Origin of the sequence: Paenibacillus sp. PK4536 (assembly GCF_028594455.2) — a bacterium.
Classification (GTDB): Bacteria; Bacillota; Bacilli; order Paenibacillales; family Paenibacillaceae; genus Saccharibacillus; species Saccharibacillus nuruki.
Window position 1 is genome coordinate 3,995,397 of the sequence record NZ_CP126313.1, and the last position, 15,213, is coordinate 4,010,609.

The window sequence follows — 15,213 nt, forward strand, 5'->3', positions numbered from 1 at the left end:
ATATTTTAGGAAAGCTGTAACATTGCTTTAATCATCGCCAGATATTCACGTAGCATATTCTGCGGTAGCAAATAACTCAGAGATGGACTTGCTATGCCGTGCACGTTGTATCCAAGAGTAGAAGCAATCATTTCAGCACGATAAAGATGATAATTGCTTGTAACAATTATAATGGAAGCATGATTTACACCTTTCGATTGCAAAATATCTTTAGAAAATGTTAAGTTTTCAAACGTGCTGGTCGAACGATTTTCTTGAATAATACGAGTCTGATCGATTCCTTGATTGACTAGATACCGACTCATTGCTTCTGCTTCCGGAATGTCTTCACCTGGACCTTGACCACCTGATACAATAACAGGAATATCAGGATGCTGTTTGAGATATATGATTCCTGTATCTACTCGTTGTTGTAAGATGATCGAAAGCTCAGAACCTCTAAGCCCGGAACCCAGAATAATCATATAATCTATATCTTTGTCTTGAGTATCATTGATCTTAAAGCCAGATACAATCATAGATTCAATGATACTAAACGAAAGTATAAACACAAACATTCCTGTAACGATTAATCTTTTGAATAGGTCATGCCGGAATATTATTTTTAACCTTTTAAACATGATTTGCTCCTTATACAAGCTTAGCTGCTTTTTAAAATGATTATGTAAAACCTTTTTATAATTGCTAAATAGCTACTCCAAAAGCAATTAAAATAATGATTCCTGTCACCCAATACATATATGCCAATGTTTTTCTTTGATCTTGAAAAACAAATATTCCGGTAGAAATCATCATTAATCCGAGAAATAAATATGTATAGCCAGTATACTGTTTGGTGACAAATTCCCAAATACAAAGACCAATAACTATTACAACGAAAACCATACTAATAATCCTAAAAGTTAATTTATTTCGTAACATGTTCCCCCTCCTTTATCTTTTGAAATTATAACATCATTAACCGACGCTTGTGAAATTCACTACTTTGCACGCTATCCATCCGCTTCTACATAGCAAAGACTCTATTGCTAATCGATCAACAATAGAGTCTTTTTTATATAGTACTTATTTTATAAAGCACATGTATCGCTTTTACAAAAATAATCATTAACCTTCATGATTCATCTGATGAACCACACGTAACAATTCTTTACCTGTACCCAATTTGTATCCCTGCAAACTATAGCGAACCCGATTTTGTTGATCTACAACAATCACCACAGGTAGCTGGTCTCCATTTAAGGAAGGAAGCAACTCAGACCATTGTGACAGTGATTGATGACGTGGATCTATCTCTATATGGGATTGTGCAGGTAAAGGATCAAGGGTTACGACTGCTTGCTCTGATGGATCTGCGATCAATAGGCAAATATCCCCTGTCCACGATTCAAGTTCTACTCTAAGTTCCGCTAATTCACGTAACAAATGCTTGGTAGGTTCACGTTCAGGTTCAAGCCATGCCAAAATGCTACCTGATGTTACATCTACTGCTGTATTCTTTGTTTGTACGTTATGCAATTGATGTTGTAGATTTTCTGGTAATTTTTCTAGCAGAATGGGTATCGGTTGCTGTTCTGTGCGGAATACTAATTCTACAGCTACTTCTTGTTCAGGTTCTACTGTGAAATAAACAAATGTGCCCAATACACTTCCATCTTCCAGACGCGTACCTGTTGTCAAACGGTACTCCCCTGCTAAAACTGTATACGGCTGATCATACACATCTTTTTCACCATAAGGAATATCTAATGTACGATAATGACCTTTTTCCAAAATAGCGACTGTAAAATTATGCTGGTATTCTGCAACCACTTCTGAAGAATCTACTGCACGTGTGAATATGATATTGCCTGTATTGGAAGCAGATGAGGTAAGCGTATCGGTCTCTTCTGAGATAGACTGATCTTTTGACCATTGTACCGAATGCCATACTCCTTGTACTTGATATTGAGGCATTGCGTTCAAAGGTTCCAAACGTGCAAAGATTCCTAAACTACGTGCAGCCGCTACAAATACAATATCCCGACTAACCGAGTCAGTCGTTCCTAACTGATGTGCTCTAGCAGGTGTAGCCATTCCTGTATAACGATCCACATCATTATTTATAATCAGCTCTTGTTCTAATATAGCGGCTAACTGCATTGGATCTGAGCGAAATTGATCTTGTTGCACTTTACTCCATTGCTTACTGAAATATGCTCGATAAGGAGTAAGCATTTCAAAATGTACCCGCGGACAAAGAACATAGGCATCCCAATCTTTCGCCATATCTTCTGTAGGTTGATTTAATAATAGTGCACCTTGCAAATGATCCTGCAATACGGCTCTACATATATCGGTTAAATCTTTCGGACGTAAACTTTCTAATAAACGCAAACCTAACTCTCGTTCAGATGCTGAACATTCATTGATAAAAGTAGCTATTTCCTGTCCGTTTCCTTTAGCCGTTTGCAGTATATGCCCTACCCGATCTACAGGTAATTGCCATGCTTCAGCATCATGTTGAGCTTGCTCCTGATCTACAAAAGTCTGTTCAAACGCAGTACGAATAGCTGTCCCTGCTTTGATTCTTTGTGTATGTTGTTCAATGATTGGCTCGTCTAGCTTGATGCCACTATCCATAGCAGGAGCAACAGGGGGAGTCATTTTCCATTCTTCTGTGAATAAAGCTTTATCCTTTTCAGTAGTCAGACTTGATGTGTAGGCAGATTGGGTCTGGTACTTCAATACTACTTTGAACTCTGAGGAATGACGAGTATCGATAAATGCAGTTCCCCATGATGAAGATGTGCGCGCATGAATTAGCAGGTCGCCATAACCTGTAGTTAATGAAGCTCGTCCATGATCATCGGTCATTAACGAAGTGAGCGGATAAAATTCAGCCGAATTGTACAATTGAAACTGAACTTCGGCTACAACAGGTTCACCTGCTTCATTTACTGTATCCACATGAATTGATTTCACTGAAGCATAATGATCTAACAGATTGATCTCGGTATACCATGGATGTGTGGTCGTTACTTCTTCAGGGCCATTATAATCCGCAAATACGCGCGTATGCACTAACATTGCCCGCTTAGCGGGTAAGCGAAACCATCCTTCATCCAATATCGGCTCGGGTTCACATGCACCCAGAAAGTACCACTTCCCATCTGCCCATGCTTCGACCCATGCATGATTAGAATCACAATGTGCCCAGCGAGGCGTATAACACTGACGTGCAGGAATCCCGATACTGCGTAAAGCAGTTACAGTCAAAGTCGATTGTTCTCCGCAACGCCCGAGCGCAGTCCTCATTATCGTTAATGGAGAAACAGTGCGTATATCTGTGCCTATATATGTGGCTCGTTCATGACACCAATAATTCGTTTCCAGTATAGCGTTAGTCATGGATAAATGTTGGACTCGATCAGCTAACTCTTTATAAATAACAGACCGACTCTGATCGATATTCTCATTATTGACTCGATACGGGAGGACATAATTCACAAAAATATCAGCTGGAATATGCGAACCCCACGGCATTTCCGCTTGAACCTGTAATACCTGCCGAATATGTTGCAGGAAAAAAGCACCGTCGTAATCAGCTAGATCATGTAGTGGCATATACGCATACAAAAATTGAAGCAACTGTTCCTCTTGCTCTGACAGAGGTTGGTCAAACACATCAAATAATGATTCTGCTCGTCCTTGTGCTTGCTCTTTTTTCCATGCTAACTTTTCTTTAATAAGATCCAGATTCAATCCATAAGCTGTACGTGTAGTCATGAATATCCCTCCTGATGATCTATACTGTTGATCGTCGATAGTTTGGCGACTGTTTGTTGATAAGAGTATGCTAGCGTCTCACAATGATTATGCTTCTTCCCATACCCATCCATCTTGACGGATACAGAGCCTAACCTGCTGATCAGGTACGATGATAGACATTTGGAACATACTACTTGTTGTTTCCAATTGAAGTTGTTCCATATGGGCAATACTTTGTATATCTACAGGTAACATGGCATATATTATTTCCAGTTGATCGCAATATCGGTCATGCTCACTTGCATACTGACGCTGACGATAATATAGCTGACGCAGTAACCATTTGTATTGTTCTATGTTTGTTATATATAAAGGCTGTTGAGAATCTTCTGTTGTCTGCTCATCAACAAAAATGACATATCCCCACAGCTCAGGATAATGCATATTCACAATACCCATTGGACTCCACACCCAGTTATCTTCTGGAAAAGAATTGCCTGTTGCTGGATCCATTCTTTTTACATACTGGTTATCTATAATATCTAATTGCCATTGCACACGCGAAAAATTCACACGCCAGTTCTCACCCGCTATCGGCGCACGCTTATGTAGCGAACATTCTTTCAAAATCGACCAGGGCATTGCAATCTCAACACTCCATTTGCGATTATTCGCTTGTGGATTATTCAACTCTCCATCAATATAGACAGCTGTTCGTAATCCGCTGATATCCCAGCCATTAATTGCAGGTCCCTGATCTCGATACGGCTTGGATAATAATAAATCCCAAACTGTATTCAGAGCATTGATCTCAAACTCATAATAATGATGAGTATCTCCATCAGCATCTATAAAAACTTCAAAATCATTATCATAAAAAATAACAGAATCTCGCTCTGTCTGATTGGCCCATATTTCATTATCTTCTAATTCAGCACCAATATAGAAATACTCATCATCCCACAGCATTTTGACACGGGTCTGCTTGGTAGGTAAAGGTTTCAAATCACCTTCGATATCTACAAACTCATCTGTCCAGTTCGCTTTTTTCCAAAAGGGCTGATCTAATCTTCCACTCCAATCACTTTGTCCTTCTGCCCGTTTACACTCATACTGTTTGGGTTGATACGTGATATTCGGTTCAGGAACAGCAGATAGCTTGTGCATGATGTCATCTCCTTCTTTTGTTAGCAATTCTTACATTTATTCTAAAGGAGATATAGATATGCGTAAATATGGCATATATACACTCCAATATATGTCGTATTTGTCTTTCAAATGAATAGATATAGTTAAAATAGGATAATTCTGCTCTAAAATAGTCAATAATACTAACAATAAAAAGCAAAAAAGCTCCTATGTAATTTAAGAGCTTTTCGTGTTTCTATGCTTATGATTGATTTTATTTATTTTCCAACGATATTCATATTCCAAAACTCAGCTACAGGCACAGCTTTTTTGCTACTCTGATCAGTAGATCCTTCTTGTGTCCACAGTGGCGGGTAAAAATGAATAGCACGATCAGGTGAAAGTGCAGAAATGTCATCTTGCCAGCCATTCCAACGCATCGTTTCATAAAACTGACTCAAACGTCCGGACGCTAACCAGATCACAAACTCAGAATAAGATAACTCGGTATCTTCCCATTCTAATGTATCTGGCGCAAAATAATAGATCGAAGGTTGTTCACCTAGTCCTCCACCATTCAAAGCAAAAAATCCACCTACGACATCATAAGCAACAACTAGTGCTTTAGCAAGAGGTTGAGTAATAATAGACGATTCAGATTCTGGTTGCGATTGTCCATTCCATGATAACAAATCTCCATAAATATGTTCATTACCCGATCCCAATAACTTGATCCAACCCTGATCAAACAAAATCCCACCTGTTTCGTAGGCAATACAACCTAGATATGATTTAGTAGTTATTTGCATTTGTAACAAAGTCGTTTGCGCTTGCAGATCTTTTTTAGGCAAGATCGTGTACGGCGTTTCCCCTTGATTCAAAACATCCTGAATTTCCTGCCAAGCATGTTCGTTTATATCTACCAGTTGTTCAATCGACTTCATAGTCATAGTGAGCATCCTCTCTTTTCAAATCAAACTTTATGACATTATAAAATACACTAAGTAATTACACTTAGTGTATTAGGAATAATCTTTAATAACAAGTTCTTTAAAGGTTAAAATAGATAGTGTACCGTCTACTATAATATGATGTACTATCTTTTTATTTATATATATTTATTAGCTAAGCTTTGCTCATATGTAGCAATAAAATGTAATAGATAGATTCATCTTGATCGATTAAATTTTTATAATGTGCATGGATATGATCTAATTTTGCTATTAATTCTTTCAATCTAACACTCCTTTCATATATGATGTTTCGGATAAATGATAAAACACACTAAGCCATTTTACTCAGTGTGTTATCATTTATTTCATCAAAAGCCAAACACAGACATTCCACCATCTACCATAATCGTCTGACCCGTAATATATCCAGCGGCTTCAGAAGCTAAAAAGACAACTGGGCCTACGACTTCTTCCAAATTACCTACACGTTTCATCGGCGTTCGATCTAGAATATCTTGCATATATTGTTCATCAGCTAGAATAGTTTCTGTCAGTGGCGTACGGAAATACCATGGACCGACTCCGTTAACTTGTATACCGTATTGCGCCCATTCCATCGCTAGAATTTTGGTCATATGAATTAACCCTGCTTTGGTTGCTCCATAGACTACTCCTGTTCGCAAAGCAGTGTGTCCACCAACCGAAGCAATATTGATAATTTTACCGCCACCGTGTTCCTTCATTAAATGTGCTGCCATTTGCGAAGCAATTAAGGCTGAATGTAAATTAGTATCTACAATGGTATGCCACTCGCTATCGGTTACATCTAATGCTTTGGAGCGAATATTCATTCCTGCATTATTGACCAGAATATCCGGTGCGCCAAATGCCAATTCAAAACGATCAAATGCAGATTGCATTTGTTCACGATCTGTTACATCGGCTGGAATACAGATGGCTTTGCGACTACTATGTTTTTCGATCAGCTGCTTGGTCACTTCTAGATCTGAACCTGTTCTAGCAATCAACCCTACATCTGCTCCTGCTTGAGCAAGCCCAATCGCCAATGCTTGTCCAATACCTTTGCCGGCTCCAGTGACAATCGCTTTTTTATCTGATAATGAAAATGATGGTAAATACATAATGTGTCTTCCTCTCTATGCTGTGATTAGGGATCATCTGGTTTATTCTGCTTTGTGAGTATCAAAATACTGACTGGGATTACCGTATTCTGGATGAACGACTTCTCGATACTGCTCTTTGGTATATTCTCCAATCACCTGACGCCAGAACAACTGTGCAGGACGATTGGTTTGTACTTGTGTAACTTTCCATTTGCCGATATAACGAGCGAATAATTGATGAGCTGCCCATTTACCTATTCCTGTACGCCTGTATTTTTTCAAAATAAAAAATTCAGTCATATAGTAATCACCTTCAGAAGAATCTTTCAATCGATCGACTAAAGCAAAGCCTGCAATATAAGAATCAGCATAAATCAAAAATGGAAACTTCTTCCCCGGTTGACTCCAATACTGATTTAACCCTGGATATTCTGGAAATCGACCTTTATCATCCAGATCAATACTCAAATAATATGTAAAATCATAAAGATACAATTGCATCATTTCTCGGATCACACGTCTGCGACTGCGTGGCACTTGTTCAAGCTTTAATCTCATGATGAACCTCCGTCATTGAAGTCAGGTCTTTGGTATCCAAATGCACTTTTTCTTATCTTTTTACTATATACTTTTCACGTCAAAAGAAGCAAATCATTTCCAATTGAAGAAACCTATGATTCTCTTTGATTTATGCTACAATCGGGGTAGAGGTGAGTATCCACATGAGTATCCAAAAAATAGCAGATCGAGCGAAATTAGATCAAAAATTGCCTTCTATGCCGTGGTTTGTAGAGCAATTTATAAATTATAAATTACCAGATCTTTCTCCGTCTACATTGTTAGAGTACATACGCGATTATGAATCTTTTTTCGGTTGGATGATTGTTGAAGGGTTATCGACAGCTACCCATTATACACAAATACAATTACTCGAATTGGAAACGTTACGGATGGAAGATATTACGAATTATCGTCTTCATTTAACGACTCGAACAGAAGGTACCAATACCAGAGTAACTGTATCACGCAAATTATCGTCTCTTCGCTCACTATTTCACTATTTAAGCCAGATTGCTGAAGATGATGATTTTTATCCTTTGCTCAAACGTAATATTATGGCAAAAGTCGAAGTCAAACGAATGCACAAACCCAAAGATACAGCTGCCAAATTAAAAGGTAAAATTTTAGAAGAAGATGAATTACTGGAATTTGTCGGTTATATTCTGGAAGGTTATCGTGAAGATATTGCTACGAATAAGCAAGCATTATACTCTTACGAACTGAATCGTGAACGTGATGCCTGCATTACTAGCCTTATTTTGAATTCAGGCTTACGGGTATCTGAAGTGGTTAATCTCAATTTGGTTGATCTGGATCTCAATCAGAAGTTAATGTATGTATCTCGTAAAGGTAATAATGATGAGACATTCAAAACACCCATTTATTTCCGTGAGCAAGCCAAAGACGAGATCAAAACTTATCTAGAATTACGTGAAACACGCTATCGTACGCCGAAAAAAGAAACAGCGTTATTTGTTGCTCGTCCGAATGGACAATCTTCTGGTAAGCGCATGACCAAGCGTGCTATTCAAGCCATGATTATGAAGTATGCAAAGAGTTTTGGTAAACCGTATCTGACTGTACACAAATTACGTCATTCGTTTGCGACAGATTACTATTTGCAAAATGATATTTATAAAACCAAAGAGCAGCTCGGACATGCTTCTACGGAAACAACAGAAATCTATGCTCATCTTACCGATAAAACGATGTCTGAAGCGATTGAGAAACGAACGGATCTATAATATTCGTACTTTTACTGTTCCATTTCACAATATCTGAGGAGGCATATTAACCATGTTACGATGAAATGCCGTACGAACAGGTTTTGTATTAGGAATTTCGTTGATCATTGCATCGATTATCTATTTTTTTGCTGCCAACTGGGGTGGAATACATTGGATAGAAAAAGTATGGCTAGTCGCTGGATTAATTATCATACTGTGGTTAAAGAACAGTTGTTAGCTTCAGGTACAGCGATCACATTGGAGTTAGCTCCAATAGATCTACGTTCATTATTACAAGAAGATTATGTAATTTTGAATTATGATATTTCGACATTACCTGAATCGATTACACAATCTTTACTTGATCAAAATATCCATAGTGGTCGAATTCAATTGGTGCTTCAGCCGAATGAAAGCTTACAAAAAATGAAGTTCTGATCAATGGCAAATTACTGTATGATAACCAGATCAGTTATGGGATTGAAAATTATTTTATACCTGAAGGAACAGGCTTAGAAGTGGAAAGAATCGCCTCATAGACCATAGACCCAAATAAAATCCCCTTAACACTTCTGTAAACTTCTCAACCTTGAATGAGTAAGTTCGCTAATAGCGGTAAGGGGATTTTGTAATTCAAACGGTAGTTATACTGCTCGACTTGCACGTCTATAGTAGATTACACGTTATATTTTTTTGGATCGTTCCAGTTGAATATAAGTATATTATTCTAAGCTTACGATCGTGCTCCATTTAGCTTAAGCAGAAGCACTACTTAATTTAGATGCTAAATCGATAAAGCTTTCTACCGCTTTGCGAATACGCAATTCTGTTCCTTCATCTGTAGGCTCACCGTTTTCATTGAATTCACGCTGTGACCCACCGATGGAGATCCATTCCGGGCAGTTAATACCATGTACATTACGAACAATCGTCTGTAAATGTAATAGAGAAGCTGTACCGATCAATCCACCTGCGGAGTTCGCAGATAAAACAGCTTTATTGTTAAAATAATCGCTTCCTAAGAAATCAAGCGCATTTTTGAGTACGCCAGAAATGGAACCGTGATATTCAGGTGTTGCTAGAACAAGGGCATCCGCCGATTTGGCTGCTTGGGCAAGTTTTTGTACTTCTTCATGTCCGTAAGCTTCACCCGGTCCGTATAATGGCAATTGATGCTCATACAAATTAAATACTTCTGCTTCATGTCCATGCTCTTGAAGCAGATGGGCAATATACTGGCTCAATTGAGTAGTTGATGCATCCGGACGATTACTTCCGGCGATAAGTGTAATTTTCATTTCTGATGTTCCCCCTGTGCTTCAATATAATTTTCCAATTCATGGATTATGGTTATGATACCATCTTTTTCAGCATCAATAAAAGTGATTTCTTTCAAATTTGAAGATATAGATGATGAATAGCGATTGTATACCCATTTGACCTGTACCAATTCATGAACCAAAGAAATACCTTGCTCATCGGCTACGATCACGATCTTAGGGTAGTGGGCTTGCTTAAATCCTTCAACTAATATCAGATCATACCCTACTTCAAATCTCGATATCAACTCTTCTAATGTAGAGGAATGCTGCTCGATGATAGCCGTACGTGTAGCTGAACTAATCGCAATCGCTGCTGCTCCTGCTTGAGTATGAGCGTAGGTGTCTGTACCTGCATGATCCATCTGGAATTCATGAGCGTCATGCTTGATAACAGCGACTTTTTTGCCTTGAGTAGACCAGTGTTGTAATAAGGCTCCAATCAATGTCGTTTTACCCGAATTTTTGTAACCGACAATCTGAATAACAACAGGCGTATAATGACGATCAATAGTAGATGGCATAGAAGTATCATTCATCTTATCATCGACTCAGACGGAGCAACGATACCGTCGTCCCTGCTGGCAGTACTTCACTGGTAGGTGGAATAATAATTAAGCAATCGCTATCTTTGATCGTTACCATCACACTGGATTCGTCGAGACTCGCCGGATAAGCAATAATTTTACCATTTTCTACAGTCATGCTTCCACGTACATAACGAGTAAAGCTATTGATTTTGTGATAATCATGCCCTAGTGTTGCTGTCCATTCTGGCAAATAATCTTGCTTGGAGTTCATCATTTGTCGGATCGTTGGACGGACTAATAATTCACAACCCACAAAACATGCTCCTGGATTACCTGATAGTGCAAATAGTAATTTGCCATCTTTGACTGCACCGGTGGTGACACTACCTGGACGCATCGATATTTTGTTAAATAGCATTTCTACTTCATCACTACGTACCAGATCACCCATTACATCATAATCCCCTACCGATACACCCCCACTAGAGATGACGATATCATAAGATGATAACGCATGTAACATCGTTGTCCGTGCAAGTTCCAGATCATCCATAATAGCCCCTAATACATGAGGTTCACCGCCTGCTGCTTTGACTTGCTCTGCTAACATATACGAATTACTATTGCGAATCTTACCTGGAGCAATAGGTTCTTCTACGGTTAACAATTCAGTCCCTGTTGAAAAAATGGCAACTTGTGGACGACGATAGACTTCTACTTGATGGACACCAAAAGTAGCCAGCACAGAAATCTCGCCTGCTCCAATCTGTGCTCCCTGTGTTAGTAAAATATCGACTGCTTGTACTTCAAGTCCAATCGGTGTAATATTGCGACCTTGTTCTACAGAACGTTTCAAACCTACCCATTGTCGTCGATCTTCTTCTCTCGTCTCGGTCATCTCTAACATTACCACTGTATCTGCTTCATCAGGAACCATCGCTCCCGTCATAATACGAGCTGCGGTGCCTTTAACAATCGGGACAGAAGGAGTCTGCCCACAAGGAATATTATCGATCACTTCTAACCAGACGATATCGTCACTTGAAGCTAAAGCAATATCATCAGCAATTACAGCATAACCATCCATACCTGAACGGCGAAAATGAGGATAAGGATGAGGAGCTTGTACCGATTCGGCTAAAAATCTTCCCCCTGCTGTATACAAAGGTATCACTTCTGTATCTATAACCTGTACATATTCAGCTACTTTTTGTTGCGCTGTTGCTGGAGTAATAGGTTTCCGCTTAAACTTAGCCGGATTATGTTCAACAGGATTAGAACCGCCCTGTTCACTTGATAATGGTTGTGATTCTTTCATCATTAACTGCCTCCTGTATATTGCTCATGCTACGACTCTTGTAACTTTATTGTTATATGTTCGTTCTTTTCTATTCCTTTCTTTTATAGACTAACATAGAAGATCATGCAAGTTTTATGATGCACACAGAGATAAATTGCTCATATATACCTCACGCTGAATTGGATAACTTATAATCGTTTCTAAAATAGAATATGCTCTTATAGATGTATAAATAAAACCTTTGCGACGGGGTTTAGATTTTGCTTTTGATCTTAGAACTTTTTATTACTTATTATGAATTTTTCATATGTTGAAATTATATAATTATAGGATATCAAAGAATGAACTTTATCCAAAAAGAATATACTTCTTCATTGCTCCCTTTTTAGTTATTGTGTGTATATTCTTTATTTTAGTTATAAAAAAACCGCATCCTCTGTAAAAGGATACGGTTTAAGGTTGAACTAATGACAATAAAAATAATCTTGTACATAGATAGCATCGACAACTGCTAGATTCACTTTACTATCTTTTCATATGTTTACCTTCGACTTCGCTTACGTATTTTACCTGATCCAGAACTGCTTTTCGGTTTACTGCTTCGCGAAGGCGAGAAGAATCCTCCACCTGAGGAATCCGAGCGACTGCCTCGATTGATCGTTCCACTTGATCCGTTTGAAGAAGATGATCCCCGATTAAAAATACTACCGCTATCTTTCGAACGCTTCGAGCTAGATGATGTGCCACGCTTGAAAATAGAACCGGATTTGTTCACTGTTAACGGAGGAGCTTGTTTGATATCTTGTGTGGTTGGCTTTTTGTACTGTATCGTGGGCTTGTATGTTTTGTAGGTTGTATATCCACGATAACTACCACCATAATTGTATCCGCCACCAAAAGAATTAAATAAATTACTGATAATACTAGCTGTAAGATATCCTTGTAAAAAGCTAGAGTCATAATTTCGAGCCACATATTTGTCTGAGTCCACTTCGATAATCGTATCTTCTGGCTTCTCAGGATCTTGTTGGACTTGAATTAATTCATTGTCATAGACAAGAAACATCCGCTCCGGATCTTGAACACTCATCTCTTGTGGAGTACGTTGATCCGATAACTGCTCTGCGACTACAGGAACGGTCTGTCCTGCTGCACGGTATACATAGGAAGTGGAATCTCCATCTCTACTAACCGATTCGAGTGGATAATTGACTTCAACCTTCGAATTACCACAACCTGATAATAATGAAGTTAATAAGGCAAGCATTATTGCTATTTTGAGCAACCATGATGCACGCTGTTTCATTCTTCTTCGCTCCTAACTAGCACGGATAACATAGACGTCTCCGTTAAGTACGAATTCTCCTTCATACAAAGTAAAACGTCCAGCTTGCCATTCAATACGAAGTAATTTGCGATCATCTGATTGATATTGCCATACCGATTGCTCTCCACTTTGTAATGCTGGTGTTCTGCCTGTAGATATTACTGTACCATCGTATTGTTCTTCTAAGTAATAGTCGGTATCATCCATTTCAATATGACTCGGTACTTCGCTTGCATTTTCAAGTCCTCCGTCAATTGGATAATACAGCGCATAGCGCACCGTTTCTCGCTCTTCGATATGCAGATAAGCGATTGCATTGCCATCTTGTATAGTGAGTACTACAGCATTACGAGCACGGTTACGAACGCTTCCTTTGACTTCATATGTAACCAATGACACTTCACAAATATCCCCAACGCTCAAATCCATCGGGCTTTTTTCCACTTTAGCCGGTTCAGGTTTAGATACGAGGTTAGTAATTCTTTTCCATAATCCCATCGCCAATCGTCCTCTCGTAATCTTTATAATGAAGCTGAAATAATCAATGCACCTACGATTTGTAATGCTCCGCCCAATAATCCATAACCAATGTGACCTTGTTTGGTACCTTCGTCCAGATCAAGACCCATCATTTTTTTCAATAAGAAGCGTACAATTAATTCCAAGACTAGTAAGATTACAAATGATACTACAGATACCAGTACAGCTTCACCAAGACTCCAAGATGTACCGATCGCTACCGATAAAATATACCCTTGCGCAAATAATTTCATGACCAGACGAGTCGCCACCGCATTATTGCCTGCTTTGATCTCGGTAATATCTTTGTACTTGGTAAATAACGAATCAATATACATCAAAAGAAATAAAAGTACTGCTCCTACTGCTGTCCATACTGCAATTGACCCCAAAATGTTCCAACTCATACTAGACATCCTCCACGTATTCAACGTCGTAAAACTATTTATAACCTGTTCAAGATTGTACTCTTTTGCTTATTTCTTTCAACATCATCAACCCATCACTATTCATCAAAAATCCATACAAAAAGCGAAGGAGAACAAGCTGTATCGTTCCGACCTTCGCTTTGTAATGAGCTACAGAAATAGCGTAACTTATATTTGAATAAAATTATGATTTGTTCTCGTATTGCTTCATCAATGCTGCTAACTCATCTTCAACTGCTTTATCTTTACCAAGTGATGCAAATTCATCATCTAGTGATTTGTTCTGACCATTCACTTCTTCACTTGCTTGTGCTTGAGCTTCCATTTGTAGCATTTTTTCTTCCATACGCTTCAAGCCAGATGTTGCAGAATCCGAGCTAAATTCACTCATCGCATGATTGATTTCTTTTTGCGCTTTAGCTGCTTGATAACGAGCGATCAAAGTATCGCGTTTGTTTTTCATTTCAGTCAATTGCTTGCGCATTTCGTTTAATTTGGCACGAAGATTGTCCGCAGAAGCTTTGTTTTGCTCATAGTTCGCTTTGAACTCATCACGTTTGGCTTCAGCATTTTTCTTTTCTTCCAACGCCCGACGAGCTAGATCGATATTTTGCGCTTGAGCAGCCATATGTGCTTGCTCTTCACGTTTTTTAACCAATGCTTCTTGTTCTTCGTACGATTGTTTGAAACGTTTTTCGATAGCGATCTGTGAGGCAACAGCTTTCTCCGCATCCTCTAGGTCAGCAGACATATCGCGAATATATTGATCTGTCATTTTAATAGGATCTTCTGCTTTCTCAATCAAAGCAAATACATTGGATAAAGTTAAATCACGTAACCTTTTGAAAATAGACATAAATAATTACCTCCAATTTAATAATTGATCACTATTGTGGTGTCAATGATAGATCATAATACGAAGCATGATATTTAACGTTTCAATAATTTATAATTTGACCGCTATTCATCGTTCTATATTCTGACTATACGACTGCATCTGAACACCAATAGGTTCCTTATACTGCCTATTTTACGGGATTATGGGACT

Annotated in this window: 17 protein-coding genes; 3 read left to right on the top strand and 14 right to left on the bottom strand. The window is 38.5% G+C overall.

Features of this window, described 5'->3' with window-relative positions:
* Positions 1–5 precede the first annotated feature (5 nt).
* The 7 genes from PO903_RS17670 to PO903_RS17700 all read right to left on the bottom strand — a co-directional run bounded on the left by PO903_RS17670 (position 6) and on the right by PO903_RS17700 (position 7,513).
* Positions 6–620, bottom strand: coding sequence for a YdcF family protein (locus PO903_RS17670; protein WP_273594142.1), 615 nt, complete (start codon positions 618–620; stop codon positions 6–8).
* 64 nt (positions 621–684) lie between these two features.
* Positions 685–921, bottom strand: coding sequence for a DUF3953 domain-containing protein (locus PO903_RS17675; RefSeq protein WP_069328123.1), 237 nt, complete (start codon positions 919–921; stop codon positions 685–687).
* Positions 922–1,107: 186 nt separating this feature from the next.
* Positions 1,108–3,768 carry a transglutaminase-like domain-containing protein gene (locus tag PO903_RS17680; protein WP_273594143.1) on the bottom strand — a complete coding sequence of 887 codons (2,661 nt, stop codon included), beginning with the start codon at positions 3,766–3,768 and terminating at the stop codon, positions 1,108–1,110.
* Between the two features lie 87 nt (positions 3,769–3,855).
* The gene (locus PO903_RS17685; RefSeq protein WP_273594144.1) at positions 3,856–4,917 is read right to left on the bottom strand and encodes a carbohydrate-binding family 9-like protein; all 1,062 of its coding nucleotides are present in this window, start codon (positions 4,915–4,917) and stop codon (positions 3,856–3,858) included.
* Between the two features lie 239 nt (positions 4,918–5,156).
* The gene (locus PO903_RS17690; RefSeq protein WP_273594145.1) at positions 5,157–5,828 is read right to left on the bottom strand and encodes a DUF2625 family protein; all 672 of its coding nucleotides are present in this window, start codon (positions 5,826–5,828) and stop codon (positions 5,157–5,159) included.
* 371 nt (positions 5,829–6,199) lie between these two features.
* Positions 6,200–6,973, bottom strand: a complete 774-nt coding sequence (locus PO903_RS17695; RefSeq protein WP_069328128.1) for an SDR family NAD(P)-dependent oxidoreductase — start codon at positions 6,971–6,973, stop codon at positions 6,200–6,202.
* Positions 6,974–7,015: 42 nt separating this feature from the next.
* Entirely contained in the window at positions 7,016–7,513 is a 498-nt protein-coding gene (locus tag PO903_RS17700) for a GNAT family N-acetyltransferase (protein ID WP_273594146.1), read from the bottom strand.
* A gap of 164 nt (positions 7,514–7,677) precedes the next feature.
* Between PO903_RS17700 and xerS the strand changes: the two genes are divergently transcribed.
* The 3 genes from xerS (at position 7,678) to PO903_RS22305 (ending at position 9,281) form a co-directional block, all read left to right on the top strand.
* Positions 7,678–8,760 (top strand): tyrosine recombinase XerS, encoded by a 1,083-nt coding sequence (gene xerS, locus PO903_RS17705; RefSeq protein WP_273594147.1) that lies wholly within the window; start codon positions 7,678–7,680, stop codon positions 8,758–8,760.
* 153 nt (positions 8,761–8,913) lie between these two features.
* On the top strand, positions 8,914–9,180 hold the full coding sequence (locus tag PO903_RS17710; protein ID WP_273594148.1) for a GDYXXLXY domain-containing protein: 267 nt from the start codon (positions 8,914–8,916) through the stop codon (positions 9,178–9,180).
* Positions 9,181–9,209: 29 nt separating this feature from the next.
* Positions 9,210–9,281 carry a hypothetical protein gene (locus tag PO903_RS22305; RefSeq protein ID WP_350339088.1) on the top strand — a complete coding sequence of 24 codons (72 nt, stop codon included), beginning with the start codon at positions 9,210–9,212 and terminating at the stop codon, positions 9,279–9,281.
* Between the two features lie 216 nt (positions 9,282–9,497).
* On the opposite strand, the gene PO903_RS17715 is transcribed toward PO903_RS22305, so the two are convergent.
* The 7 genes from PO903_RS17715 to PO903_RS17745 all read right to left on the bottom strand — a co-directional run bounded on the left by PO903_RS17715 (position 9,498) and on the right by PO903_RS17745 (position 15,021).
* Positions 9,498–10,040, bottom strand: coding sequence for an NADPH-dependent FMN reductase (locus PO903_RS17715; RefSeq protein ID WP_137221617.1), 543 nt, complete (start codon positions 10,038–10,040; stop codon positions 9,498–9,500).
* The gene (mobB, locus tag PO903_RS17720) at positions 10,037–10,585 is read right to left on the bottom strand and encodes a molybdopterin-guanine dinucleotide biosynthesis protein B (protein ID WP_273594149.1); all 549 of its coding nucleotides are present in this window, start codon (positions 10,583–10,585) and stop codon (positions 10,037–10,039) included. Before mobB ends, PO903_RS17715 begins: the two co-directional genes overlap by 4 nt.
* A gap of 19 nt (positions 10,586–10,604) precedes the next feature.
* Positions 10,605–11,909: a molybdopterin molybdotransferase MoeA gene (locus PO903_RS17725; protein WP_502921694.1), complete on the bottom strand. Its 1,305-nt coding sequence runs from the start codon at positions 11,907–11,909 to the stop codon at positions 10,605–10,607.
* 523 nt (positions 11,910–12,432) lie between these two features.
* Positions 12,433–13,197: a DUF4247 domain-containing protein gene (locus PO903_RS17730; RefSeq protein ID WP_273594151.1), complete on the bottom strand. Its 765-nt coding sequence runs from the start codon at positions 13,195–13,197 to the stop codon at positions 12,433–12,435.
* A gap of 12 nt (positions 13,198–13,209) precedes the next feature.
* On the bottom strand, positions 13,210–13,716 hold the full coding sequence (locus PO903_RS17735; protein ID WP_069328146.1) for a DUF4178 domain-containing protein: 507 nt from the start codon (positions 13,714–13,716) through the stop codon (positions 13,210–13,212).
* Positions 13,717–13,739: 23 nt separating this feature from the next.
* Positions 13,740–14,144: a DUF350 domain-containing protein gene (locus tag PO903_RS17740; RefSeq protein WP_069328147.1), complete on the bottom strand. Its 405-nt coding sequence runs from the start codon at positions 14,142–14,144 to the stop codon at positions 13,740–13,742.
* A 205-nt stretch (positions 14,145–14,349) separates the two neighbouring features.
* Positions 14,350–15,021: a PspA/IM30 family protein gene (locus PO903_RS17745; RefSeq protein ID WP_069328148.1), complete on the bottom strand. Its 672-nt coding sequence runs from the start codon at positions 15,019–15,021 to the stop codon at positions 14,350–14,352.
* Positions 15,022–15,213 lie beyond the last annotated feature (192 nt).